This is a genomic window from Kribbella sp. CA-247076 (assembly GCF_050942445.1).
Taxonomy (GTDB): domain Bacteria; phylum Actinomycetota; class Actinomycetes; order Propionibacteriales; family Kribbellaceae; genus Kribbella.
In genome coordinates this window covers 4,108,393-4,132,404 of the sequence record NZ_CP192051.1, presented here as the reverse complement: position 1 = coordinate 4,132,404, position 24,012 = coordinate 4,108,393, and the positions used below count along the sequence as shown (strand labels likewise).

Below are 24,012 nucleotides of genomic sequence, written 5' to 3'. Positions count from 1 at the left end.
CCGGCCCTGGACGGGTCCGCCCTCCCGTGGCTTACTCGAAGTGAGCCGGGGGAGGGCCGATGGTGGGGACGGGGCTGGACGCAACGAGCAGGCAGTGGCGGACGATGTCCGTCACGACGGGGGTCGCCGGGGTGACCGGGTTCGTCCTGGTGGCCGTCAGTCAGGCGCTGGTGCAGATCGGTGGCGGAGAGCCGGCGTTCGACGCGTCCGGCGAGGAGATCCTGGGCTTCTTCGAGACCCGGAACGACACGCTCTACCCGATCGGCTCGTTCCTCGGGCTGGTCGCCGTACTCGCGCTGCTGTGGTTCTTCGCCGGGTTCTGGGCGGTGCTCCGGTCCGCCGAGGGAATGCCGGCCTGGCGGTCGGCGGCGGCGCTCGGGTCGGGGCTGGTGTTCGTCGTCCTGGTGATGCGCCCGGGGTGGGATCTGGCCGGGATCCGGGCCGACGAGGGGCTGGATCCGCAGGTGGCCCGGCTGGCGTACGACGACGGCAACCTGGGCTTCGCGAGCGCCTGGCTCGCGCTGGCCAGTTTCCTGCTCGCCGCGGGCTGGATCATCCTGTCGTCGCGCGTGCTGCCGGCCTGGCTCGGCTGGGTGGCGCTGGTCGCGGCGGCCGGATTCGTCCTCGGCCGGGCGTTCTGGACGACGTCGATCTGGCTGGTCCCGTACGCGCTCTACTGGCTGTGGACGATCTTCATCAGCGTGCAACTCCTCCGCGGACGCTGGCGTCCGGCGCCGGCCGCGATGTGACCTACGGCCTGTCCTCGGGGCGGATCCAGTTGAAGGTGCGTTGGACGGCGGACTTCCAGTTCTCGTACTCGCGGGCGCGGGTGGCGGGGTCCAGGTGGGGGACCCACTGGCCGGCTCGGTGCCAGTTGCTGCGCAGGCCTTCCAGATCGGGCCAGTAGCCGACCGCCAGGCCGGCCGCGTACGCCGCGCCCAGTGAGACCGTCTCGGTGACCATCGGACGCACCACGCGGACGTCGAGCAGGTCGGCGAGGAACTGCATCAGCAGGTTGTTCGCCGTCATCCCGCCGTCGACCTTCAGCGCGGTCAGCTCGATCCCGGAGTCGGCGTTCATCGCGTCGACCACCTCGAGCGTCTGGAACCCGGTCGCCTCCAGCACCGCCCTGGCCAGGTGGCCCTTGGTGATGTAGCCGGTCAGCCCGGCGATCACGCCGCGCGCCTCGCTGCGCCAGTGCGGCGCGAACAGGCCGGAGAACGCCGGCACGATGTACGCCCCGCCGTTGTCCTCGACAGTCCGGGCGAGTGTCTCGATCTCGGCCGCGGTGTGGATCAGCCCGAGCCCGTCGCGGAACCACTGCACCAGCGACCCGGTGACCGCCATCGAGCCCTCGAGCGCGTACGACGCCGGCTCGGACCCGATCTGGTAGGCGACGGTCGTCAGCATGCCGTGCTTCGACCGGACGATCTCCTGCCCGGTGTGCAGCAGCAGGAACGACCCGGTGCCGTACGTGCACTTCGCCTCACCCGCACTGAAACAGGTCTGCCCGAACAGCGCGGCCTGCTGGTCGCCGAGTGCGGCCCCGATCCGGACCCCCGGCAGTACGTCGGTGGCCACGCCGAACACCCCCGACGACGGCCGGATCTCCGGCAGGATCGCCCGCGGTACGTCGAACGCTTGCAACAGCGTCTCGTCCCACTGCAGGGTCTCGATGTTCATCAGCATCGTCCGGCTGGCGTTCGTCACGTCGGTGACGTGCAGCCCGCCGTTCACGCCGCCGGTGAAGTTCCAGATCAGCCAGGTCTCCATCGTGCCGAACAGCACCTCGCCACGCTCGGCCCGCTGCCGCAGCCCGGGAGTGTGGTCGAGCATCCACCGGATCCGCGGCGCGCTGAAGTACGTCGTCAGCGGCAGCCCGCACAGGTCCGCGTACCGGTCCGGGCCCTCGTCGCCGGCGAGCTCGGTGACCAGGCGGTCGGTCCGGGTGTCCTGCCAGACCACCGCGTGGCCGATCGGCTGTCCGGTCCAGCGGTCCCAGAGCAGGCTGGTCTCCCGCTGGTTCGCGATGCCGATGGCAACGATCTGGGACGGTGCCGCGCCGATCTGCCGGACCGCGGCCGGAACGACCCTGGTCACGTTCCGCCAGATCTCGGTCGCGTCGTGCTCCACCCAGCCCGGCCGCGGGAACAGCTGCCGGTGCTCCCGCTGCGCGACCGACACCAGCCGGCCGCGCCGGTCGAACAGGATGCACCGCGACGAGTTGGTCCCCTGGTCCACCGCCGCCACGAACTGCTCAGCCATGACGCCACCCCCGAAGCATCAGTTGTCCTCCCGCAGATCCCGCCCGATGGCCTCGGCGGTCGCCCGGACCATGCTGACCAGGTCCGGCCGATACCGCAGCCGGCTGTCGCAGATCCGCTCGATCCGGCCGGTCGTGCCGACCGCGCCGACCACGAGCCCGCCGAGCCCCCGGATCGGCGCCGCGATGCTGGCCATCTCGACGATGTACTCCTCGCGCTCACCGGCCCAGCCGGTGGCCCGGATCCCGGCGAGCTCCTCGGCCAGTCGGGCCGGGTCGACGATCGTCCGGGTGGTGTAGGCCTCCAGCTTCGGCACGCGGGCGGCGCCGCTGGTGTCGAACGCCAGCACGGCCTTGCCGAGGGCGCAGGCGTGCGGCGGGAGCGTCGTACCGACGTCGAGGTCCTGGTCGCTGTCGTCCGGGCGGAAGACGTGGTGGACGACGACGAGCTTGCCCTCGACCAGGCGGCCGACGCGGACCACCTCGCCGCTGCGGGAGGCGAGCGAGTCGGCCCAGTTGATCGCTCGGCTGCGGAGCTCGTTCGGGTCCAGGTAGGTGTCTCCGAGCCGGCCGAAGGCGTCGCTCAGGTGGTAGTGCGCGCCGCTGTGGTCCTGCTCGACGAACCCGACCTGGTGCAGGGTCCGCAGGATTCCGTGCACGGTCGGCTTCGCCAGCCCGAGCGCGTTGCCGAGGTCGGCGACCCCGAGCCCGTCGGGTGCGGCCGCGAGCAGTCGCAGCACAGCGGCAGCCCGCTCGATGGACTGCACAGTGCCCGGCACACCCGCAGGCTATCGGTGATTCGTCCGCATTTCTTCAGTTCGCCGCACGGGCGTTACTCGGTCGCGATCGCCCGCAGTACGTCCAGGCGGGCGGCCCGGCGGGACGGCCAGACGGCCGCGAGGACGCCTACGACTCCGGCGAGCAGTACGGCGACGAGCAGTTGCAGGACCGGTACGTCGAGCACGCTCAGTCCGTTGCCGACCATGACACGTTGCACCGACGCCGCGAACACGACACCGATTGTCAGCCCGAGCAGCGCGCCGAGCAGCGAGATCGCGATCGACTCGACCTGCAGCATCCGGCTCAGCTGCGGCCGGTCCATCCCGATCGCCCGCAGCAGCCCGATCTCGCGGGTCCGCTCGACCACCCCGAGCGCGAGCGTGTTGACGATGCCGAGGATGGCGATCAGGATCGCCAGCGCGAGCAGCATCCCGATCACGCCGAGCGCCACGTTCACCGGTCCGCGCGCGGTCGCGACGTACGCCTGCTGGTCGCGGACCTGGATCGTCGGGTAGTCCTTCAGCTCCGCGAGGATCGCCTCGGCCGGGGCCGCTCCGTCGACGTACAGGACCGCGTCGGTGGGGGCGCCGCCGAGCGCGTCGTACGTCGGCAACGCGAGGACGATCGCGTTGAGCTGGCGGTTCGGGGCGAGGATGCCGGCCACGGTGAGTTGGTGCTTGCCGGTGGTCGTGGTCAGTTCGAACGTCTCGCCGGTCGTCAGGTCGAGCGTCTTGGCCAGGGTGCGGGGGAGGACCGCCTGTCCTTGACGGAGTCCGTCGAGGGAACCGGACTCGAGCTTCGTGGTGATCGGGCCGTCGAGGGTGCCGTCGCTGACGCCGCTGATCTGGACCGTGGTGTCACCGACCTTGCCTTGCTGCTGGCGGACGCGGTGGACCGATTCGACGCCGGCGACCTTTGCGACCCGGTCGGCGATCGCGGGGCTGAACGTGGCCGGATCCTCGGAGCTGATGACGAGCTCCGACGTACCGATCGCGTCGGTGATGTTCCGCTCGATCGAGGCCTTGGCGGAGGCGGCGATCACCAGCAGGCCGCTGATCAGGGCGACCGAGATCATCAGCGCCGACGCGGTGGCCGACGTACGGCGCGGGTTGCGCTCGGCGTTGCGCCGGCCGAGGGTGACCGGCGCCTTGCGGCCGAACGGCCACAGCAGCGCGCGAACGGCGTACCGGCTGATCAGCGGACTGGTCATCACGATGCCGAGCAGCGTGATCGCGGCCGCGAACGCGAGCAGAAGCGCGCCCGGCAGGCCCTGGGCCTGCAGGCCGATCAGGTACAGCACGACCGCCATCAGCAGCATGAAACCGCCGATGAGCAGGCGGACGAGCAGGGATCGTTCGGGCAGCGCCACGTCGTCGCGCAGCGCGGCCATCGGCGGGAGCTTGCCGGCGCGCCGGGCCGCCGGGTACGCCGCCGCGACCGTGACGCCGATGCCGATGAGATAGCAGGCGACGACCGTGGCCGGGCGGACCTGCAGCGCCGCGTCGGGGATCGACAGGTCGAGCCAGCGGTAGAGGAACCGGATGCCGGCGGCGACCCCGATGCCGAGCAGCAGACCGAGCGTCGAGCCGATCGCGCCGATCAGCAGGGCCTCGGCGAGGACGGAGGCGGTGACCTGTCCGCGGGAGGCGCCGATCGCGCGAAGCATGGCCAGCTCGCGGGACCGCTGCGCGACCAGCATCGCGAACGTGTTGACGATCAGGAACGCGCCGACGAACAGCGCGAGCCCGGCGAACAGCACCAGGACCGTGCTGTAGCCGGCGAACGCATCGTCGAGCGCGTTCTCGCCGTCGGACTTCACCTGCTCGGCCGTCCGTACGTCGACCCCGTCGCCGATCGCGGTGGCGATCGCCTGGCGGACGGTCCCGGGATCCGATCCGGCGGTCAGGGCGACGCCGATCGACGTCCAGCCGGGCTCGCCGAGGAGAAGCAGTTGTGCGGTGGCCGGGTCGAAGGTGACCAGGCCCGAGCCCGCGGCCGGACCGGACAGCGGTGGGCTGGTGATCGCGGTCAGCTCGGCGGTGACGGCCTGCGTCGCGGTGACCACGCGGACCTGGTCGCCGACGACGTACCCCTCGCGGGACGCGGTCGCCTGGTCGAGGGCCAGCTGCGCCCCACCCCACGGCGGCCGCCCGTCGAGCAGCCGGAAGGGTGCGGTCCGCGCGTCCCGGGGCCACGCGCCGCCGTACGTCGGCAGGCCGTACGTCTCGGCCGGTTTCCCGTCGGCGGCGAGGACCTGGACGTCGCGGACCAGCAACTCCGGGTTGGCGGCGGCCACCCCGGGGACGGCGGCGACGCGCTCGACCGTGTCGGACGTCAGCGTCGCCGGCCGGCCCGTGTCGGCGCCGACCGGGTCGACCGGGGTGACCGTGAGGTCCGCCGTACCGCCCGAGAAGTTCTTCTTCAGCGCGGCCGACAGCGTGTCGGTGAAGACCATCGCGCCGCCGACGAAGGCGATCCCGAGCAGCACCGCGACCGTGCAGAGCACGAACCGCAGCCGGTGCGCCAGGACCGACCGGAGACCCAGCCTGAACATCAGCCGGCCGCGGGCGCGGTCGCGTCGAGCTGCTTCATGGTGTCGAGCACGGACTCCGCCGTCGGATCGAGCAACTCCGACCGCAGCTCACCGTCGGCGAGGAACAGGACGCGGTCAGCGTACGCTGCGGCCGTCGGATCGTGGGTGACCATGACCACGGTCTGCCCGAAATCACGGACGGACCGGTGCAGGAAGGCGAGTACGTCGGCCGACGAGCGCGAGTCCAGGTTGCCGGTCGGCTCGTCCGCGAACACCACATCCGGCCGGGACGCGAGCGCGCGAGCACACGCGACCCGCTGCTGCTGCCCACCGGAGAGCTCGGAGGGCTTGTGGCCGAGGCGGTCCTTCAGGCCGATGGTCTCGATGACGGTGTCGAGCCAGTCCTGGTCGGGTTTGCGGCCGGCGAGGTCGAGGGGGAGCGTAATGTTCTCGAGCGCGGTCAGGGTCGGGACCAGGTTGAACGCCTGGAACACGAACCCGATCCGATCCCGGCGCAGGTGCGTCAACTGCTTCTCCGGCAACCGCGTGATGTCGAGGTCGCCGAAGTACACCTGCCCCTCGGACGGCGCGTCCAGCCCGGCCAGACAATGCAGCAGCGTCGACTTCCCCGAGCCCGACGGCCCCATGATCGCGGTGAACCGCCCTTGCCCGAACTCGGCACTCACCCCGGCCAGCGCATCCACCCGCGTCGACCCGCCGCCGTACCGCTTCCACAACCCCACCGCCCGAACCACCACGCTCATGCGACGAACGCTATCCACCCCCGGTTCCTCCCCGCCCACCCCCCAGGCCCCAACCCACGAACCGGGCCCTCACCCACCCCACGGAGACCGTGCACAGGAAATAACAGGTGCCAGCCCCCGACAACCTGTTCAAGCCCTCGCGTGCTGTCCGGGGAACCCCCCGCGTGCTTCGCGGCCGCTCCTGCGTCGCGTCCGCTCCGCGCGCTCCCTCCCACCCCGGGCTACCGCCGATGCATCTTGCTACCCGGCTGTCGCCGGGATGCGGGCTGATCGCCCGGTCTCGTCGGCGGACCGTCTGCCGTACAGCACGACCGCGCCTCGGTGAAATCGCTGGCGCAAAGTCCTGGACTACCGCGGGGGAGGGCGACAACCGCCCGAGGCGGCTGGTCGCCGTGGTCGCACGCAGTCGGCACACCTGACGGCGGCTACCAACACGAGACCGTGGCAAGCGTGCAGTACGCGAGGTATTCGTGGGACGGGCGGTCCGTCCACGGACGAGCTCGGGCGCTAAGCCCGCATCCCGGCGGCAGCCGGGAAGAAGCTGCATCGGCGGTAGCCCGTGGGTGGGAGGGAGCGCGCGGAGCGGACGCGACGCAGGAGCGGCCGCGCAGCACGCGTGGGCTGCTTCTACCTCAGCCGTCGACGCTTACGAGGTCTACGCCGGCGGACTCGGCGGCGACTTCCTCGACCGAGCGGGTGGGGAGGGGTGGGGGTGTGCCGCCCCAGGCGGGGCAGAGGGGTTTGTGGTCGCACCACTCGCACAGGGGGCCCGGGCTCGGGCGCCAGTCGCCGGACTCGAGGGCGCGGGTGATCGCCGTCCACAGCGCCGAGACCTTGCGTTCACAAGCGCGCAGATCGGCCTCGTCCGGAACGTACCGGACGATCTCGCCGTTGCCCAGGTACACCAGCTGCAGCATCGCCGGTACGACGCCGCGCAGCCGCCAGAGCACCAGCGCGTAGAACTTCATCTGGAACAACGCCTTCGCCTCGAAGAACTCCGACGGCGAGCGACCGGTCTTGTAGTCGACCACGCGGATCTCGCCGGTCGGCGCGACGTCGAGGCGGTCGACGTACCCGCGCAGGACGAGGCCCGAGTCGAGCTCGGTCTCGACGTACAGCTCCCGCTCGGCGGGCTCCAGCGCGTTCGGGTCCTCCAGCGTGAAGTACTTGCCGAGCAGCTGGTGGGCCTCGGCCAGCCAGCTCGCCAGCTCCTCACCGCTAGCGTCCTCGGCGAACAGTTGCGCGACCTCGGGCTCGGCGGCCAGCACCTGCTGCCACTGCGGCTCGAGCATCTCGGCCGCGTGCTCCAGGGTCCGCTGACCGCGCGGCAGGTCGAACAACCGCTCCAGCACGGCGTGGACCACGGTGCCGCGCACGGCCGCCGCCGACGGCTTCTCCGGCAACCGGTCGATCACGCGGAACCGGTACTTGAGCGGGCAGCTCATGAAATCCGCGGCCCGGGACGGCGACAACGCCCCACGCGGATGCACATGCGGATCGGCCTGCACTGCGACGCTCATGCCATGAACCCTAGGCGAGACGACCGACACTTCGCGTGCCCACACCCCGGGCCTGTGGAAAACCTCCCAGCAAACTCCCAGCCGGCTTTCGGCAGACCATCGGCCCGGCTTGCCACGCTGGTCCCATGACGCCACCACCGAAACCACCCCCGGAACACGACCTGGGCCTGGACCACGACCTGCGGACCCTCCACCGCCGCCGCTTCCTCGGCCTGTTCGCCGGCGCCGGCCTCGTCGCGGTCACCGGCTGCTCGGCCGACGAGCCGGGACAGGCGACCGACACAGCGACCACCGGCCAGACCACACCGAGCCCGTCCACCACGTCCACCACCCCCTCGGCCAGAACGACGACCAGCACCGACGTCGACGAGATCCCCGACGAGACCGCCGGCCCGTACCCCGGCGACGGCTCCAACGGCCCGAACGTGCTGACCGAGTCCGGCATCGTCCGCAAGGACATCACCCGGTCCTTCGGCTCCGCGTCCGGCGTCGCAACCGGCGTACCGCTGACCGTCGAGCTCACCGTCCTGGACGCCGCGAAGGACACCCCACTGGCCGGCGCGGCCGTCTACCTGTGGCACTGCGACGCGCAGGGCCGGTACTCGCTCTACTCCGACGGTGCCACCGAGGAGAACTACCTGCGCGGCGTCCAGGCCGCGGACGCGAACGGCAAGGTCACCTTCACCTCGATCTTCCCGGCGGCGTACATGGGCCGCTGGCCGCACATCCACTTCGAGGTGTACGCGAGCCTGTCCGAGGCGACCGCGGCCGGCAAGATCAGCGCGACCTCGCAGCTCGCGTTCCCGAAGGCCGTCTGCGACAGCGTGTACGCCACCGACGGGTACGACGGCAGCGCGGACAACATGCAGCGGACGTCGCTCGAGGACGACAACGTGTTCGGCGAGGACGACGGCGTACACCAGCTCGCCACCGTCACCGGCGACGTCGGCAGCGGGTACGTCGCGAAGCTGAACGTCGGGGTGTGACGGACGAGGTTGGCGGGCCGTTGGCCTGCGGATGCCGGGTAGGTAGCACGGAGTTACCGCCGGGCAAGTAGCGTTGGGTCGATGCCAGAACCGCGAGAACCCCAGAGCCCCGCCCAGCCGGCCGGCCCACCGCCGCCCGGTACCTGGGTCCTCGGCCGTGTCCGCGGGATCCGGCTCACGATGCGCTTCACCTGGCTGCCGGTCGCGATGCTGCTGGCGATCGGGTTCGCCGCGATCATCGGGCAGCAGTTCCCCGACCTGGGCAGCTGGCGCTACCTGGCCGCGTTCGCGTTCGTGGTCGCGTTCACGCTGTCGATCCTGGTGCACGAGCTCGCGCATGCCCTGATGGCGATGCGGTTCGGCATCGGGGTGTCCGAGATCAACCTCGGCTTCTTCGCGGCCGGCACACACATCGAGGGCGAGCGGAAGTCACCACTCGAGGAATTCGCCGTCTCGGTGGTCGGCCCGATCGCGTCCCTGGTGATCGGCGGCGCGGCGTACCTGGGCTCGCGCGCATTCGACGAAGGGGTCGCGTACGTCGCCCTCTGGGAGCTCGGGGTCGCCAACCTCATCGTCGGCGTGACCAACCTGCTGCCCGGTCTCCCGCTGGACGGCGGCTGGGTGCTGCGCGCGGCGGTCTGGAAGGCCACCGGCAACATGCACACTGGCACCATCGTGGCCGCCTGGGCCGGCCGGCTGCTCGCGATCACGGTGCTGGCCGCGCCGCTCCTGCTCGAGGAGATCTGGGGCAGGCAGCCGACACTGATCGACTTCGTGATCGCGCTCGCGGTCGGGTTCTTCCTCTGGATGGGGTCGACCGCGTCCCTCATGCAGGCGCGGCTGAAGCGCAAGCTGCCCGCCCTGCAGGTCCGTACGCTGGCCCGGCGCGCGATCGCCGTCCACTCCGGTACGCCGATCTCGGAGGCCGTCCGGCTGGCGGGCGAAGCCGACGCCGGGGCGGTCGTGGTGATCGACGGCGAGGGCCGGCCGCACGCGCTGGTGTCGGAGTCCGCGGTCGCCGCGGTGGCGCAGAACCAGCGCCCGTGGACCAACGTCAGCGAGGTCGCGACCCGGATCGGCGCGGGCCACATCATCGGCGTGAACGACACCGGCGAGGAGATCCTGAAGACGCTCCGCGAGCACCCCGCCTCGGAGTACCTGGTGCTCGACGCCGGCGGCTCGGTCTACGGCGTCCTCGCGACCGCTGACATCGAGCGCGCCTTCCGCGGCCGTTGAGCGATCCACCTGGGTTGCCCCGGGCAGCTGACGGAAAGTTAAGGTGAGCGCCTTATGGCTGACTTGCGTGACTTTCCCGACCAGGCGTACTCCGGGGTCCACCACGGCCCGTTGCAGGCGGGGGAGTGGATCACCCTGCAGGACTCCAAGGGCCGCCGGCACTCGGTGTTCCTGGAGCGCGGGAAGATCTTCCACACCACCAAGGGCGGGATCGCGCACGACGACCTGATCGACGGCCCGGACGCGGTCGTGATCAAGTCCAAGGGCGGGGTCGAGTACCTCGCGCTGCGGCCGCTGATGGCCGACTACTCGGTCTCGATGCCGCGCGGCGCGGCCGTGATCTACCCGAAGGACACGGCACAGATCGTCACCATGGCCGACATCTTCCCGGGCGCGAAGGTGGTCGAGGCCGGCGCCGGCTCCGGCGCGCTGACCACGGCGCTGCTGCGCGCGGTCGGGATCCACGGGCAGGTGGTCTCGTTCGAGCGCCGGGAGGACTTCGCCGAGGTCGCGCGGAAGAACGTGACCGGGTTCTTCGGCGGCGAGCACCCGGCCTGGCGGCTCGAGGTCGGTGACCTGGTCGAGAAGCTGAACGAGCGGGACGTGGACCGCGTCGTCCTCGACATGCTGGCACCCTGGGAGTGCGTGGACGCCGTCGCGGAGGCCTTGTCGCCCGGCGGGGTGTTCTGCGCGTACGTCGCCACCACGACCCAGCTGAGCCGGGTCGTGGAGACGCTCAGGGCCCATGGCGAGTTCACCGAGCCGCGGGCCTGGGAGTCGCTGGTGCGCGACTGGCACGTCGAGGGACTGGCCGTCCGGCCGGGCCACCGGATGCAGGGTCACACCGCGTTCCTGGTGACCGCCCGGCGGATGGCGCACGGTGTCCAGGCGCCGCGGAAGAAGCGCCGTCCGGCGCCCGGTGCGTACGGCGACGACTACTCCGGACCGCGACGTGCCGAGGGACGTGCCGAGGGACGTGCCGAGGGTCGTTCCGAGGGTGGTGCCGAAGGGCGCGCCGAAGTACCTGCCGAAACATCCGGAGACATGCCGACAGCAACGGATTGATCCGCAACCGACACGTGATGGGATTCAGCTTGCCCGGTGAGGTTTTCTGGGTAAGGTCCATAGGGTCGAGCCCCACATGGTGAGGTGATGATCGTGGCTGGAGACGAAAGTCCTACCGCGGCAGAGCTGCGTAACCAGGTCCGTTACCTGGAAGCCGAGGTCGCAGCGCTGCGGCGTCGGTTGCTGGAGCACCCGGCGGACAGCCGGTCGCTCGAGAGCAGGCTGTCCGAAACCCAGGCCTCCCTGGCGAGTGTCACCGCTCAGAACGAGCGGCTGGCCGAGACGCTGCGGGAGGCGCGAGAGAAGATCATCGCCCTGAAGGAGGAGGTCGACCGGCTGGCGCAGCCGCCGTCCGGTTTCGGCACCTTCCTCGGACGCAATGACGACGACACGCTGGACGTGTTCACCGGGGGCCGCAAGCTGCGGGTCGCGGCGAGCCCGTCGGTCGACCTGGACGCGCTGAAGCTCGGCCAGGAACTCATGCTGAACGAAGCGCTCAACGTGGTCGAGGCCTGCGACTTCGAGGTCGTCGGCGACGTGGTGATGCTGAAGGAGCTGCTGGCCGACGGCGAGCGGGCGCTGGTGATCGCCCAGGCGGACGAGGAGCGGGTGGTGCGGCTGGCGTCGCCGCTGCTCGACATCCCGCTGCGGGCCGGTGACTCGCTGCTGCTGGAGGCCCGGTCCGGGTACGTCTACGAGAAGATCCCGAAGTCCGAGGTCGAGGAGCTGATCCTCGAAGAGGTCCCGGACATCGACTACACCCAGATCGGTGGCCTGACCGGCCAGATCGAGCAGATCCGGGACGCGGTCGAGCTGCCGTACCTGCACAAGGACCTGTTCCTCGAGCACGAGCTGAAGCCGCCGAAGGGCGTGCTGCTCTACGGTCCGCCCGGCTGCGGCAAGACGCTGATCGCGAAGGCGGTGGCGAACTCGCTGGCCAAGAAGGTGGCCGAGCGGACCGGGGTCGAGGGACAGAAGTCGTTCTTCCTCAACATCAAGGGCCCGGAGCTGCTGAACAAGTACGTCGGCGAGACCGAGCGGCACATCCGCCTGGTCTTCCAGCGGGCCCGGGAGAAGGCCTCCGAAGGCATGCCGGTGATCGTGTTCTTCGACGAGATGGACTCGCTGTTCCGCACCCGCGGCTCCGGCGTCTCCTCCGACGTCGAGAACACCATCGTCCCGCAGCTGCTGAGCGAGATCGACGGGGTCGAGGGCCTGGAGAACGTCCTGGTCATCGGCGCCTCGAACCGTGAGGACATGATCGACCCGGCCATCCTGCGGCCCGGCCGGCTGGACGTGAAGATCAAGATCGAGCGCCCGGACGCCGAGGCGGCCCGGGACATCTTCTCGAAGTACTTGACCACCAGCCTGCCGCTGCACGCCGACGACCTGAACGAGTTCGGCGGCGACCGCGGCGAGTGCGTGAACGGGATGATCCAGCGCACCGTCGAGCGGATGTACACCGAGGCCGACGAGAACCGGTTCCTCGAGGTCACCTACGCCAACGGCGACAAGGAGGTCCTGTACTTCAAGGACTTCAACTCGGGCGCGATGATCCAGAACATCGTCGACCGGGCCAAGAAGATGGCCATCAAGGCCTTCCTGGACGAGAACCAGAAGGGCCTGCGGGTGCAGCACCTGCTGCAGGCCTGCGTGGACGAGTTCAAGGAGAACGAGGACCTCCCGAACACCACCAACCCGGACGACTGGGCCCGGATCTCCGGCAAGAAGGGCGAGCGGATCGTCTACATCCGGACGCTCATCTCCGGCAAGCAGGGCACCGAGCCCGGCCGCTCCATCGACACCGCGACCAACACCGGTCAGTACCTGTAACCCGTCGTACGCCGACCGCCCCCGGACCTCGCGTCCGGGGGCGGTCGCGCGTGGGTGGCAGGAACGTGCAACCGGCCCGGCCGGGCCGGTTCCCGCCACCAGGATGAGGCTCGACCTTGTCCCTGTGGAGGAGTTGGCGATGAAGAGAGCCGGAATGACGCTCGCGACGGCCGGCCTGCTGGCGGCCGCGCTGGTGGGTGGAACGATCTGGGCCGGCACGCTGCCGAGCACGACCGCGGCGAGTGCGGAGCTCACCCCCGCGGCCGGCGCGGTCCGGGCGAGCACGAGCGACGACAACCTGCCCGGCAACGTGGTGGACGACGACCTGGAGACGCGCTGGTCCGGGAAGGGCGACGGCGCCTGGCTGGAGCTCGACCTCGGCAAGGCCGCGACCGTCTCGGCGATCAAGCTCGCCGTCTACCACGGTGACGAGCGCCGGAACCAGTTCGAGCTCCAGGTGCCGAGCGGCAGCGGCTGGAAGACCGTGTACGACGGCGAGAGCAGCGGCACCACTACCGGCTTGCAGACGTTCGACATCACCGACGTGACCACCTCCAAGCTCCGGTACGTCGGCCACGGGCACACGCTCGTGGACGACGACGAGCCCGGGGCCTGGAACAGCCTGACCGAGGTGCAGGTCTGGGGCCCGGGTGGTGGTCCCACAACGCCACCGACGACCCCGCCGGGTGGCGACGTACCGGCCGAGGTGCTGGACCTGAGGAACTGGAAGGTCACGCTGCCGATCGGCTCGGACGAGAAGCCGACGGAGATCAAGCAGCCCGCGCTGGCGACGTACAGCAAGGACCCGTACTTCAAGGTCACCGGGAACGCCGTGCAGTTCAGGGCGCCGGTGAACGGGGTGACTACGAGCGGGTCGAGCTACCCGCGGGCCGAGCTGCGGGAGATGACCGACAACGGGACGAAGAACGCGGCCTGGTCCTCGACGTCCGGCACGCACACGCTGACCGTCAAGGAGGCGTTCGTGAAGCTGCCGGCCGGGAAGCCGCATGTGGTCGGCGCGCAGATCCACGGCGGGGACGACGACGTCACGGTGTTCCGGCTGGAGGGCACGAAGCTCTACGTCACCAACGGCGACGACCCGCACTACAAGCTCGTGACCAGCGACTACGTGCTCGGTACGCCGTTCGAGGCCAAGTTCGTCGTGTCCGGCGGCCAGGTGAAGGCGTACTACAACGGCGTACTCCAGACGACGCTGAAGAAGTCGCTGTCGGGGGCCTACTTCAAGGCCGGTGCCTACACCCAGGCGAACTGCGAGAAGTCGTCGCCGTGCAGTGCGTCCAACTACGGCGAGGTGCACATCTCCGGCCTGAAGGTCGAGCACCGCTGAAGGAAGGGGCCGTCCGGGGATTCCCCTGATCCCAGGACGGCCCTTTCCGGCCTACCCTGCAGGTATGGCGACGGATGAGGGGCGGAAGGACCTGCGCGCGGCGGTCGAGGCGCGGCGGGAGCTCGGCCCGGAGTACGAGGACGAGATCATCGACAGCTTCCTGGCGAAGCTGGACGCGCGGGAGGCCCAGCGGCACACCCAGGACCTCCAGCACCGGCGCGAGGACCAGATGCTCGAGGCGGTCGGCCTGAAGCGACGCGAGGGCTCCGACCCGGGCGGCCTGGCGCTGGCAATCGTCTCGGTGGCCTGCGCGATCCCGATCTCCGCCATCGCCGCCGACATGACCGGACTGCCGGGCATGCTGATCAGCTGGGCCGGCCTGGTGGGCATCAACTTCGCCTGGCGGTCCAACCGCCGCAACTCCGACTAGGCCACTCCCGCTCCCACCAACCTGGTGGGCGTGGTGGTCTGCTGGGCCGGCCTGGTCGGCAGACCACCACGCCCGGACCGCCGGTGCCCGGCGCCGCTAGCCGATCGGGATCTGCTTGCCTCGGGCGTCGAAGGCACGGACCTCGGTGCGGAGCTGCTGACCGTTGGTGAAGTGGCCGGACGCCTGGACCTGGGTGTAGGCGAACCCGTCGGCGACGACACCCTTCGTCCATGGGCCGGATCGATCCTTCAGCACGTACCGGGCCTCGACCGTCGCGACCTCCGGCAGGACGCGGTAGTGGTTCGAGGCCTGCAGGGTGCGTAGATTCGCGGTCAGGTGGCCTCCGTTTCCGCCGAGTGTCACCAGGCCGCGCTGGGGGGTCGGCTTCGCCTGCCACACCGCATCCGGAATCCGGGTGACCTCGCCGATCGCGCCCAGCTCGTGGGACGCCGGCAGCCGCACCGAGCAGAACCGGTAGCCGAGCTGCAACCCCTCGCTCATCCTGCCGGCGACCCGCCCGCGGGGATACACCCCCGGCGTACGGCTGGGGGGTGTGGTGGCCGGGGGAGCGGCAGGCAGGCTGGTGTTCCGCGCCAGCGCCACCAGGGTCCGGCTGTCCTGGGTGATGCCCTCGACCTGACGGCTCCACAGCACCTCGGTAGGCCGCTTCTCGTCGGGGAACGTGCACTCGGACACGAGCTTGCGCAGGTCTTCCTGGGGCACAGCGCCGCGGTCGATACCGACCTTGGCATCCGGCGCTGCCTGTCCCGCGACGCCGGCATCGTCCGACGGCCCGTTGGTGATCACGAGGGTGCCGGCCACGACAGCTGCCACGGCTGCGATGCCGGCCACGGGCGCCAGGCGGCGTCCGAGCGGGCGCGACGCGATGTAGGGAGCGGGGCGGGTCCGGTCCATCACTCGGTTGCGGAGGCGTGCCCGCTCGGCGGCGGTCAGCGGCGGGACGGAGGGCGGTTCGAGCTGGATGTTCATGAGAGCTCCTCGTTGAGAGCGACGCGGGTCAGCAGGTCGGGGAAGCGGCGGCGGGTGCGGTGGAGCCGGGCCTTCACGGTCCCGACCGGTACTCCGAGTGCGTCTGCGGCCTCGGTCATCGTGAGACCGGACCACACGACGAGCTCGAGGGTCTCCCGCTCGTGCCGGGGAAGTTTGGCGACAGCGCGGCGGATCGCGGACATGCGGCGCTCGTCGTCGAGGCGGCGAGCGACTTCGGGGGCATGATCGTCGTCGACGCCTGGGGTGGGCAGGCGATCGAGCAGTCTGCGCACGCGGCTCGCCGTACGGAACAGGGTTCGACACTCGTTGGCGGCCACCATCAGGAGCCAGCCGCGGGCGCTGGGACCGGTCAGCGGACCGGGTGGGTTGCGCTCGAACCGCCGCCAGGTGTTCAGGAAGGTGGCCTGGACGACGTCCTCGGCCGCGCTCCAGGAGGCGGTACGCCGGAACGCGAAGGCGTGCACGTCGTCGGCGTAGCGGTCGAACAACTCACCCAGTGCGTGGTGGTCCCCGGCCCGCAATCGTTCCCACAGCTCCGGGTCGGAGCCCGGGTCGGGATCGATCGGTGACCCGAGGCCCGCGGATTCCGTCGCCAAGACCGGCTCCGTATCGTCAGTCAGGATGATGTTCACGTCGGGTAATGACCGGCCGGCTGCCCGAAGGTTGCATCACACTCCGGCTGGCGCTAGGCAGGGCCGGAGGGTGCTTCGACGAGGCTTCGGACGTACGGGCCCAGGAGCGCCGCGGTGTCGGGGACGAAGTTCCACTCGTCCAGGCGCCGTACGAGGTCCTCAGGGGACATCCAGGCGCCCCAGGAGACCTCCTCGGGCTGATGGGTGATGGGGCCGTCCCAGACGCACGTGTAGAGGTACGCGTGGTAGTTCGTGAAGGCGTCGGCGTAGTCGCCCTCGGGCAGCGCGACCAGCTCGGTCCCGGTGATGCCGAGCTCCTCCGCGAGCTCCCGTACGACGGCGTCGTACGGCTCCTCGCCGGCGGCTACGACACCACCCGCGGAGAAGTCGTAACAGCCGGGAAAGACGTCCTTGGTCTCGGTCCGCCGGTGCACGTAGATGTCACCGGCCGGATTCCGGACGAGGACCCCGGTCGCGGCGTGCCGCAGGTTGTCCCGGCGCATCACCGACCGCGGTGCCGACCCGCTGACACGGTTGTCTTCGTCCAGGATCGCCACGATTTCGTCCACCCGGGAAGTTTCACACGTAACCCTGTGGACACGGCAACGGCTTTCACCGCCGGTACCGCGTAGGCTCGACACCATGAGTGTTCGGCGGATCATGGGTACCGAGACCGAGTTCGGGATCTCGGTGCCGGGCCAGCCCGGGGCGAACCCGATGCTGACCTCGAGCCAGGTGGTGAACGGCTACGCCCAGACGCAGCCGCTCGCGCGCAAGACGCGCTGGGACTTCGACGAGGAGCACCCGCTGCGGGACGCGCGCGGGTTCGACCTCAGCCGGGAGGTGGCCGACTCCAGCCAGCTCACCGACGAGGAGACCGGCCTGGCCAACGTGATCCTCACCAACGGCGCCCGGCTGTACGTCGACCACGCCCACCCGGAGTACTCCGCACCCGAGACCACTAACCCGCGGGACGTGGTGGTCTGGGACAAGGCCGGCGAGCTGGTGATCATGGAGGGCGCCCGGCAGGCCCGGCAGATCCCCGGCGCCCCGCCGCTGAATCTCTACAAGAACAACACCGACAACAAGGGCGCGTCGTACGGTTCGCACGAGAACTACCTGATGCGCCGGTCGACCCCGTTCGCGTCGATCGTGCGGCACCTGACGCCGTTCTTCGTCAGCCGCCAGGTGGTCACCGGCGCAGGCCGGGTCGGGATCGGCCAGGACGGCACCGCGCACGGTTTCCAGATCAGCCAGCGGGCCGACTACTTCGAGGTCGAGGTGGGCCTGGAGACGACGCTGAAGCGGCCGATCATCAACACCCGGGACGAGCCGCACGCGAATCCGGACCGCTACCGCCGGCTGCACGTGATCATCGGCGACGCGAACCTGTCCGAGATCTCGACGTACCTGAAGGTCGGGACGACCAGCCTGGTGCTGTCGATGATCGAGGACGGCTGGCTGACCGACGACCTGAGCGTGGACCGCCCGGTGACCGCGCTGCACGAGGTCAGCCACGATCCGACCTGCACGCACCTGATGACGCTGAAGGACGGTCGCAAGCTGACCGCGGTCCAGCTCCAGACGGAGTACCTCGAGCAGGCCCGCAAGTACGTCGAGGACAAGTACGGCGACGACGCGGACCGGCAGACCAAGGACGTGCTGCACCGCTGGGAGCAGGTGCTCGACCAGCTCGCCACGGATCCGATGAAGCTGGCCGACCAGCTGGACTGGGTGGCCAAGCTGAAGCTGCTGCAGTCCTACCGCGACCGCGACGGCCTGGAGTGGGACGACTCGAAGCTGCACCTGGTCGACCTGCAGTACGCCGACCTGCGCCCGGACAAGGGTCTCTACTACAAGCTGGTGAAGGCCGGCCGGATGCAGCGCCTGGTCACCGACGAGGAGATCCGGATGGCGGTCTCGCACCCGCCGACCGACACCCGGGCGTACTTCCGCGGCCGCTGCATGCAGCAGTACGCGCCGCAGGTCGCGGCCGCCTCCTGGGACTCGGTGATCTTCGACCTGCCCGGCAAGGAGTCGCTCCAGCGCATCCCGACGCTGGACCCGCTGCGCGGTACGAAGGCCCATGTCGGAGCGCTTCTGGACCAGTGCGACACCGCGAGTGACCTGGTTCGCACCATTACTGGGGGTGCCGCCGGGTAGGGTCGCTATTGAGGGTCGGTTGGGCGGCCCTCCCAGCGGTTCTAGGAGGTGTGCAATGGCGAAGGACGGCGGGCAGCAGCACAAGCAGCCGAGGCGTTCCTCGACCGAGGAAGAGGTCGAGCAGGTCGAGACGTCGGAGGACGTCCAGGAGCGCAAGGAGCGGCTCGACGAGGACGTCGACTCGATTCTCGACGAGATCGACGAGGTGCTCGAGGAGAACGCCGAGGAGTTCGTCCGCGGGTTCGTGCAAAAGGGTGGGGAGTGAACCGCTCGATGACATTCGATGCCTCCGGCCGGTTGCCGGAAGCCTTCCTGACCCCGGGCGGCTCGTCGTTCATGGACTTCCTGGCCGGGCACGCGCCCGACCTGTTGCCGGGACGGCGCAGCCTGGGGTCGGCCGACTTCTCCGCCGACGTCCCGCACGGTACGACGATCGTCGCGGCCACCTTCCCCGGTGGCGTGGTGATGGCCGGCGATCGGCGGGCCACGATGGGCAACATCATCGCCCAGCGTGACATCGAGAAGGTGTTCCCGGCCGACGAGTACTCCGCGGTCGCGTTCGCGGGCTCGGCCGGGTTCGGGCTCGAGATGGTGCGCCTGTTCCAGGTGGAGCTGGAGCACTACGAGAAGCTCGAGGGCACCACGCTCAGCCTGGACGGCAAGGCCAACCGGCTGAGCGCGCTGATCCGGGGCAACCTGGCGATGGCGATGCAGGGCCTGGCCGTGGTCCCGCTGTTCGCGGGCTACGACGAGGACATCAAGGGCGGCCGGATCTTCTCCTACGACCCGACCGGCGGGCGGTACGAGGAGACCCACTTCCACAGTGTCGGCTCGGGGTCGCTGTTCGCCCGGGGTGCGCTGAAGAAGCTCTATCGCGAGGACCTGTCCGCGACCGACTGCGCGACGGTGACGATCCAGTCGCTGATCGACGCCGCCGACGACGACTCGGCGACCGGCGGGCCGGACATGCTGCGGCGGATCTTCCCGGTGGTCGGCGTGGTCACCGCGGACGGCTACCAGCGGCTGCCCGAGGACGACGTGGCCGACATCGTCGACCGCGCCTGGGCCGAGCGGCACCGGCGTCCCGACGGCCCGGCCTCGGCGTCCCTGACCTGACCATCGACTGATAGAGGACGACACCTTCGATGAGCGTTCCGTTCTACGTCTCGCCCGAACAGCTGATGCGGGACCGGGCCGACTTCGCCCGCAAGGGCATCGCCAAGGGCCGCAGCGCGATCGCGCTGCAGTACGCCGACGGCATCCTGTTCGTCGCGGAGAACCGGTCGCCGGCGTTGCACAAGGTGGCCGAGATCTACGACCGGATGGCGTTCGCCGCGGTCGGCCGGTACAACGAGTTCGAGAACCTGCGGATCGCCGGCGTCCGGCTGGCCGACATGCGCGGGTACTCCTACGACCGGCGTGACGTCACCGGCCGGGCGCTCGCCAACGCCTACGCGCAGACGCTGGGCGCGATCTTCTCCTCCGGCGGCGAGAAGCCGCTCGAGGTGGAGATCCTGGTCGCCGAGATCGGCGCCAGCACCGCCGAGGACCAGATCTACCGGCTCACCTACGACGGCTCGATCGCGGACGTCCGCGGGTACGCCGTGATGGGCGGGCCGGCCGAGCAGGTCGCGGACTACGTCGGCGAGCACTACCAGGAGGGCATCTCGCTGGCCGGGGCGCTCCGGCTCGCGGTGGACGCGCTCGGGCACGACAGCAACGAGGTCCGCGAGCTCACCCCGGACCAGATCGAGGTCGCGGTGCTGGACCGGACCCGGACGCAGGTGCGCAAGTTCAAGCGCATCTCGGAGGAGACGCTCGCGCGCATCCTGTCCGAGTCCCGCCCCGACACCACGCCGACGGAGCCCGCGGCCAAGACGCCGGCCGACGGTGACACGACGCCGACGGCCGCCGACGATGCCCCGGTCGCGCCGGCCGACGACAGCCCGGTGGCGCCGGCCGAGGACGACGTACCGGTGGCCCCGCCCGAGGACCCGGACGACGACCGTCCGCTGTGACCGACCGGTCGACGGATCGCGATCCGGCCGCTGCCGAGAGCACGGCCACTCCGATCCCCTCTGCGACCCGCGCGTCCGGCCGCTCCACGGCTGGACGCGCGGATGTGGGAGCGCAGTTGACGCCGACGGATCCGGCGGCGTGGGTGTTGCTGGGGGAGCAGCCGGGGTTCGACGGGTTCCTGACGGTGAGCCGCCGGCGGTACCGGCTGCCCGACGGGCGTGAGGTCGACTGGGACGTGTTCGGTCCGAAGACCGCGGCCGGGATCACCTCCGGGATCACCGTGCTGCCGTTGACGCCGGAGGGGCGGATCGTGACGATCCGGTTGTTCCGGGCCGGGCCCGACCAGGTGGTCACGAACCTCCCGGGCGGGCTGATCGAGCCAGGGGAGGACCCTGCGGTCGCTGGGATCCGGGAGCTCGAGGAGGAGACCGGCTACCGCTGCGACTCGTTCGACGTCGTCGGGTGGCAGTGGACCCAGGCGTCGTCGGTCTACCGCAAGTACGTCGGGATCGCGCGCGGCTGCCGGCCGGACGGGCAGCAGGCGCTGGACGAGTTCGAGGACTGCGTGCCGGTCGAGCTGACCGTGGAGCAGTTCCGGGCCGAGTTGCGGACGCCCGGGGCGATGACCGGGATCGACGCCGCCTACCTCGCCCTCGACCACGCCGGTCTACTCTGACTGGAACTGGTCACGTCGCGCCCTTGACGTGCAGGTCTGCGCACTGAGTGGATGGACGGTAGCAAACGCCTTCCGCCCGAGGAGTTGCTCATGCGCCGCGTCGTCCTCCCCGCGATTCTGCTGCTCACCGCTCAGCTCCTGTCCGTTCCGGCCGCGTCGGCGGCCGCCAGTTCGAGAGGGGCCGCGCCGGTGACGCCAGAGCCTCAGCAGACCGTCAGCCGCAAGGACGGGTTCCCGCTCGGCCGGACGGTCGGCCTCGTCCACGGCCCGACCGCCGACGCGGACGCCGAGCGCGTCGTCCGCGAGACGCTCGAGCGGGCCGGCGTACGGACGGTCCGGGACCGGCCCGGGGACGTGACGATCTGGCTGGGTGGCAACGAGCAGGCGCTGAGCGAGTTGGACGTGCAGCCGGCCGCCGGGCTGCCGGACGAGGGGTACGTCGTCGCCGTCGGCCGTCGGCAGGTCGTCCTCGACGGCGTGGACACCGACGGCACGTACTACGCGGCCCGGACGTTCGCACAGCTCGTTCAGGGCAACCGCGTGGACGGCGTCGAGATCCGCGACTGGCCGACGATGCGCTACCGCGGCTCGATCGAGGGCTTCTACGGCACGCCGTGGTCGCACGCCGACCGGCTGGATCACCTCGACTACCTCGGCGCCCACCGGATGAACACCTACGAGTACGCGCCCAAGGACGACCCGTACCACCGCGAGCAGTGGCGCGACCCGTACCCGGCCGACAAGCTGGCCGAGCTCGGTGAGCTGATCGAGCGCGCGCGGCGGAACAAGGTCGACTTCACCTTCGCGCTCTCGCCGGGCCTGTCGGTCTGCTACACCTCGGACAGCGACTACCAGGCGCTGGTCGCGAAGTTCGAGGCGCTGTACGCGCTCGGCGCGCGGGCGTTCAACGTGCCGCTGGACGACATCGACTACAACACCTGGCACTGCCCGGAGGACCGGGAGAAGTACGGCACCGGCGGGGGAGCGGCCGGCCAGGCGCAGAGCGAGTTGCTGAACCGGATCCAGCGTGAATGGGTCGCGTCGAAGCCCGACCTGGCCCCGCTGCAGATGGTCCCGACCGAGTACTACAACGTGACCGAGACGCCGTACAAGAAGGCGTTGCGGGAGCAGCTCGACGGCGCGGTGGTCGTGCACTGGACCGGGATCGGCGTCGTCCCGCGCACGATCACGACCGCACAAGCGGCCGAGGCGAAGGCGGTGTTCGGGCACGACATCCTGATCTGGGACAACTACCCGGTCAACGACTACGCGGCCGGGCGCCTGCTGCTCGCCGACTACAGCGGCCGGGAGCCGGGGATCGCCGAGCACGTCGCCGGCGTGATCTCGAACCCGATGAACCAGGCCGCGGTCAGCAAGCTCGCGCTGTACTCGTTCGCCGAGCTCGGCTGGAACCCGGCGACGTACGACGAGCAGGCGTCCTGGCACCGCGCCATCGCCGAGCGCGCCGGCGGAGACCGCGCGACGATCGCCGCGCTGGACGTGTTCGCCGACCTGAACACCTACGACTCGACGCTGCATCCGGAGAGTGCGCCGGTGCTGGCCGCTCGCACGGCCGCGTTCTGGGACACGTGGCGGGCCGGGCACGAGGACCGCGCGATCAAGCAGCTCCGGCCGTACTTCGAGGCGATCGAGCGGGCCCCCGGGCAGATCAGGCGCGGTGTGGACGACCCCGCGTTCGCGGACGAGGCCAAGGCCTGGCTCGACGCGACCGTGCTCTGGGGTGAGGCGCTCCAGCGATCGCTGCGCCTGCTCGACGAAGTAGCCGAGGGCAACGGTGCGGCCGCCTGGAAGAGCAGGCAACGGATCGACGAGCTGGTCACCCGGGCGAAGGCGATCCGTGACGTCCGCCTGCCGCACGCCAACACCTACCCGCGGATCGGCGAAGGCGTCGCCGACGCGTTCCTGACCGAGGCCGGCCGGATCCACGACCAGTGGATGGGCCTGGAGCCCGGCCGTACGGCGTCCAGCTCACTGGGCACGTACGCCGACAACGTCCCCGCTCGGATGATCGACGGGGACGAGTCGACGTTCTTCTGGAGCAACGGCGCGCCCACGGCCGGGGACGAGATCCGGGTCGACCTCGGCGCACCACGGGCGATCGGCGACCTCGCCGTACTGATGGGGAAGCCGGGCAGTCCGCAGGACTTCATCCACTCCGGCGTGCTGGAGTACTCGACCGACGGTTCGAGCTGGACCGAGCTCACCCGGGCGACGACGGCCGAGGTGCGCTTCACCGCCGACGTGACGGCACGGTACGTGCGCTACCGCGCGCTGGCCGACAACCCGTCGTACTGGCTGGTGGTCCGGGAGTTCACGGTCGAGGTGACGGACGGCTCCGAGCTGGTGCTCACAGCAACGGGTACGCCGGCGCCGGCGGAAGGCTCGGCGTTGGCGGACGCCGTGGACCACGACGTGTCGACCGCGTACCGAGCGGCTACGGCGCCCGGCGAGGGTGACGCGCTGGTCGTCACCCTGTCGAGCCCGCGCACGCTGGACCGGATCACGGTGCTGCAGGCGGCTGCCGCAGCCGGGCGGCTCGAGGTGAAGACCGCGGCCGGATGGCAGCAGGCCGGCAAGGTGCACGCTGCCTACACCGAGGTCGCCGTTCCCAAGACCGAGGTGGAGGCGATCCGGATCAGCTGGGCGGCGGGCGCCGTACCTCCGCAGGTGCACGAGGTGATCCCTCGCACGGTCGTCAAATAGGTTGCCGGGAGGCGGACAGGGCTTCACGA

General features: G+C 70.4%; 21 protein-coding genes. 13 read left to right on the top strand and 8 right to left on the bottom strand.

The window, feature by feature from the left end; translation table 11 throughout:
- Positions 1–59 precede the first annotated feature (59 nt).
- Positions 60–749, top strand: a complete 690-nt coding sequence (locus ACQPYZ_RS19565; RefSeq protein WP_433157772.1) for a hypothetical protein — start codon at positions 60–62, stop codon at positions 747–749.
- A gap of 1 nt (position 750) precedes the next feature.
- Here ACQPYZ_RS19565 and glpK read toward each other — a convergent pair whose 3' ends face one another.
- From glpK to ACQPYZ_RS19540, 5 genes are all read right to left on the bottom strand, one after another.
- A complete protein-coding gene (glpK, locus tag ACQPYZ_RS19560) occupies positions 751–2,265 on the bottom strand; it encodes a glycerol kinase GlpK (RefSeq protein WP_433157771.1) in 1,515 nt (504 codons plus the stop codon).
- 18 nt (positions 2,266–2,283) lie between these two features.
- Positions 2,284–3,042 carry an IclR family transcriptional regulator gene (locus ACQPYZ_RS19555; RefSeq protein ID WP_433157770.1) on the bottom strand — a complete coding sequence of 253 codons (759 nt, stop codon included), beginning with the start codon at positions 3,040–3,042 and terminating at the stop codon, positions 2,284–2,286.
- 53 nt (positions 3,043–3,095) lie between these two features.
- The gene (locus ACQPYZ_RS19550) at positions 3,096–5,597 is read right to left on the bottom strand and encodes an ABC transporter permease (RefSeq protein ID WP_433157768.1); all 2,502 of its coding nucleotides are present in this window, start codon (positions 5,595–5,597) and stop codon (positions 3,096–3,098) included.
- Positions 5,597–6,340: an ABC transporter ATP-binding protein gene (locus ACQPYZ_RS19545; protein ID WP_433157765.1), complete on the bottom strand. Its 744-nt coding sequence runs from the start codon at positions 6,338–6,340 to the stop codon at positions 5,597–5,599. Before ACQPYZ_RS19545 ends, ACQPYZ_RS19550 begins: the two co-directional genes overlap by 1 nt.
- A 632-nt stretch (positions 6,341–6,972) precedes the next feature.
- A complete protein-coding gene (locus ACQPYZ_RS19540) occupies positions 6,973–7,860 on the bottom strand; it encodes a RecB family exonuclease (RefSeq protein WP_433157763.1) in 888 nt (295 codons plus the stop codon).
- A gap of 125 nt (positions 7,861–7,985) precedes the next feature.
- Here ACQPYZ_RS19540 and ACQPYZ_RS19535 point away from each other — a divergent pair, with 125 nt between their 5' ends.
- From ACQPYZ_RS19535 to ACQPYZ_RS19510, 6 genes are all read left to right on the top strand, one after another.
- Complete coding sequence (locus ACQPYZ_RS19535; protein ID WP_433157761.1) at positions 7,986–8,846, top strand: intradiol ring-cleavage dioxygenase; 861 nt, start codon at positions 7,986–7,988, stop codon at positions 8,844–8,846.
- Between the two features lie 81 nt (positions 8,847–8,927).
- Positions 8,928–10,082: a site-2 protease family protein gene (locus tag ACQPYZ_RS19530; RefSeq protein ID WP_433157759.1), complete on the top strand. Its 1,155-nt coding sequence runs from the start codon at positions 8,928–8,930 to the stop codon at positions 10,080–10,082.
- A gap of 54 nt (positions 10,083–10,136) precedes the next feature.
- The gene (locus tag ACQPYZ_RS19525) at positions 10,137–11,147 is read left to right on the top strand and encodes a tRNA (adenine-N1)-methyltransferase (protein ID WP_433157756.1); all 1,011 of its coding nucleotides are present in this window, start codon (positions 10,137–10,139) and stop codon (positions 11,145–11,147) included.
- 87 nt (positions 11,148–11,234) lie between these two features.
- Positions 11,235–12,980, top strand: coding sequence for a proteasome ATPase (gene arc, locus ACQPYZ_RS19520; RefSeq protein ID WP_433157753.1), 1,746 nt, complete (start codon positions 11,235–11,237; stop codon positions 12,978–12,980).
- Between the two features lie 139 nt (positions 12,981–13,119).
- Positions 13,120–14,328 carry a polysaccharide lyase family 7 protein gene (locus tag ACQPYZ_RS19515; RefSeq protein ID WP_433157750.1) on the top strand — a complete coding sequence of 403 codons (1,209 nt, stop codon included), beginning with the start codon at positions 13,120–13,122 and terminating at the stop codon, positions 14,326–14,328.
- A 64-nt stretch (positions 14,329–14,392) separates the two neighbouring features.
- On the top strand, positions 14,393–14,758 hold the full coding sequence (locus tag ACQPYZ_RS19510; RefSeq protein ID WP_433157747.1) for a hypothetical protein: 366 nt from the start codon (positions 14,393–14,395) through the stop codon (positions 14,756–14,758).
- Between the two features lie 96 nt (positions 14,759–14,854).
- Here ACQPYZ_RS19510 and ACQPYZ_RS19505 read toward each other — a convergent pair whose 3' ends face one another.
- From ACQPYZ_RS19505 to ACQPYZ_RS19495, 3 genes are all read right to left on the bottom strand, one after another.
- Complete coding sequence (locus tag ACQPYZ_RS19505; RefSeq protein ID WP_433157744.1) at positions 14,855–15,748, bottom strand: hypothetical protein; 894 nt, start codon at positions 15,746–15,748, stop codon at positions 14,855–14,857.
- The gene (locus tag ACQPYZ_RS19500) at positions 15,745–16,365 is read right to left on the bottom strand and encodes an RNA polymerase sigma factor (RefSeq protein ID WP_433157741.1); all 621 of its coding nucleotides are present in this window, start codon (positions 16,363–16,365) and stop codon (positions 15,745–15,747) included. Before ACQPYZ_RS19500 ends, ACQPYZ_RS19505 begins: the two co-directional genes overlap by 4 nt.
- Positions 16,366–16,454: 89 nt before the next feature.
- Positions 16,455–16,970: an NUDIX hydrolase gene (locus tag ACQPYZ_RS19495; RefSeq protein ID WP_433157738.1), complete on the bottom strand. Its 516-nt coding sequence runs from the start codon at positions 16,968–16,970 to the stop codon at positions 16,455–16,457.
- A 73-nt stretch (positions 16,971–17,043) separates the two neighbouring features.
- Between ACQPYZ_RS19495 and dop the strand changes: the two genes are divergently transcribed.
- From dop to ACQPYZ_RS19465, 6 genes are all read left to right on the top strand, one after another.
- Positions 17,044–18,564, top strand: a complete 1,521-nt coding sequence (dop, locus tag ACQPYZ_RS19490) for a depupylase/deamidase Dop (RefSeq protein WP_433157735.1) — start codon at positions 17,044–17,046, stop codon at positions 18,562–18,564.
- A gap of 55 nt (positions 18,565–18,619) precedes the next feature.
- The gene (locus tag ACQPYZ_RS19485) at positions 18,620–18,829 is read left to right on the top strand and encodes a ubiquitin-like protein Pup (protein ID WP_433157732.1); all 210 of its coding nucleotides are present in this window, start codon (positions 18,620–18,622) and stop codon (positions 18,827–18,829) included.
- 8 nt (positions 18,830–18,837) lie between these two features.
- Positions 18,838–19,680, top strand: coding sequence for a proteasome subunit beta (gene prcB, locus ACQPYZ_RS19480; RefSeq protein ID WP_433157729.1), 843 nt, complete (start codon positions 18,838–18,840; stop codon positions 19,678–19,680).
- Between the two features lie 29 nt (positions 19,681–19,709).
- The gene (gene prcA / locus ACQPYZ_RS19475; protein ID WP_433157727.1) at positions 19,710–20,582 is read left to right on the top strand and encodes a proteasome subunit alpha; all 873 of its coding nucleotides are present in this window, start codon (positions 19,710–19,712) and stop codon (positions 20,580–20,582) included.
- Positions 20,583–20,698: 116 nt separating this feature from the next.
- Positions 20,699–21,259 (top strand): NUDIX hydrolase, encoded by a 561-nt coding sequence (locus ACQPYZ_RS19470; RefSeq protein ID WP_433157724.1) that lies wholly within the window; start codon positions 20,699–20,701, stop codon positions 21,257–21,259.
- Positions 21,260–21,349: 90 nt separating this feature from the next.
- Positions 21,350–23,983, top strand: a complete 2,634-nt coding sequence (locus ACQPYZ_RS19465; RefSeq protein WP_433157721.1) for a beta-N-acetylglucosaminidase domain-containing protein — start codon at positions 21,350–21,352, stop codon at positions 23,981–23,983.
- The last annotated feature ends 29 nt before the right edge of the window (positions 23,984–24,012 follow it).

What these genes read in the sequence shown, in the direction of transcription:
- ACQPYZ_RS19565 (WP_433157772.1), top strand. Translation starts at nt 60, where the DNA reads ATGGTGGGGACGGGGCTGGACGCAACGAGCAGGCAGTGGCGGACGATG.
- glpK (WP_433157771.1), bottom strand. Translation starts at nt 2,265, where the DNA reads ATGGCTGAGCAGTTCGTGGCGGCGGTGGACCAGGGGACCAACTCGTCG.
- ACQPYZ_RS19550 (WP_433157768.1), bottom strand. Translation starts at nt 5,597, where the DNA reads ATGTTCAGGCTGGGTCTCCGGTCGGTCCTGGCGCACCGGCTGCGGTTC.
- ACQPYZ_RS19545 (WP_433157765.1), bottom strand. Translation starts at nt 6,340, where the DNA reads ATGAGCGTGGTGGTTCGGGCGGTGGGGTTGTGGAAGCGGTACGGCGGC.
- ACQPYZ_RS19540 (WP_433157763.1), bottom strand. Translation starts at nt 7,860, where the DNA reads ATGAGCGTCGCAGTGCAGGCCGATCCGCATGTGCATCCGCGTGGGGCG.
- ACQPYZ_RS19535 (WP_433157761.1), top strand. Translation starts at nt 7,986, where the DNA reads ATGACGCCACCACCGAAACCACCCCCGGAACACGACCTGGGCCTGGAC.
- ACQPYZ_RS19530 (WP_433157759.1), top strand. Translation starts at nt 8,928, where the DNA reads ATGCCAGAACCGCGAGAACCCCAGAGCCCCGCCCAGCCGGCCGGCCCA.
- ACQPYZ_RS19525 (WP_433157756.1), top strand. Translation starts at nt 10,137, where the DNA reads ATGGCTGACTTGCGTGACTTTCCCGACCAGGCGTACTCCGGGGTCCAC.
- arc (WP_433157753.1), top strand. Translation starts at nt 11,235, where the DNA reads ATGATCGTGGCTGGAGACGAAAGTCCTACCGCGGCAGAGCTGCGTAAC.
- ACQPYZ_RS19515 (WP_433157750.1), top strand. Translation starts at nt 13,120, where the DNA reads ATGAAGAGAGCCGGAATGACGCTCGCGACGGCCGGCCTGCTGGCGGCC.
- ACQPYZ_RS19510 (WP_433157747.1), top strand. Translation starts at nt 14,393, where the DNA reads ATGGCGACGGATGAGGGGCGGAAGGACCTGCGCGCGGCGGTCGAGGCG.
- ACQPYZ_RS19505 (WP_433157744.1), bottom strand. Translation starts at nt 15,748, where the DNA reads ATGAACATCCAGCTCGAACCGCCCTCCGTCCCGCCGCTGACCGCCGCC.
- dop (WP_433157735.1), top strand. Translation starts at nt 17,044, where the DNA reads ATGAGTGTTCGGCGGATCATGGGTACCGAGACCGAGTTCGGGATCTCG.
- ACQPYZ_RS19485 (WP_433157732.1), top strand. Translation starts at nt 18,620, where the DNA reads ATGGCGAAGGACGGCGGGCAGCAGCACAAGCAGCCGAGGCGTTCCTCG.
- prcB (WP_433157729.1), top strand. Translation starts at nt 18,838, where the DNA reads ATGACATTCGATGCCTCCGGCCGGTTGCCGGAAGCCTTCCTGACCCCG.
- prcA (WP_433157727.1), top strand. Translation starts at nt 19,710, where the DNA reads ATGAGCGTTCCGTTCTACGTCTCGCCCGAACAGCTGATGCGGGACCGG.
- ACQPYZ_RS19465 (WP_433157721.1), top strand. Translation starts at nt 21,350, where the DNA reads ATGCGCCGCGTCGTCCTCCCCGCGATTCTGCTGCTCACCGCTCAGCTC.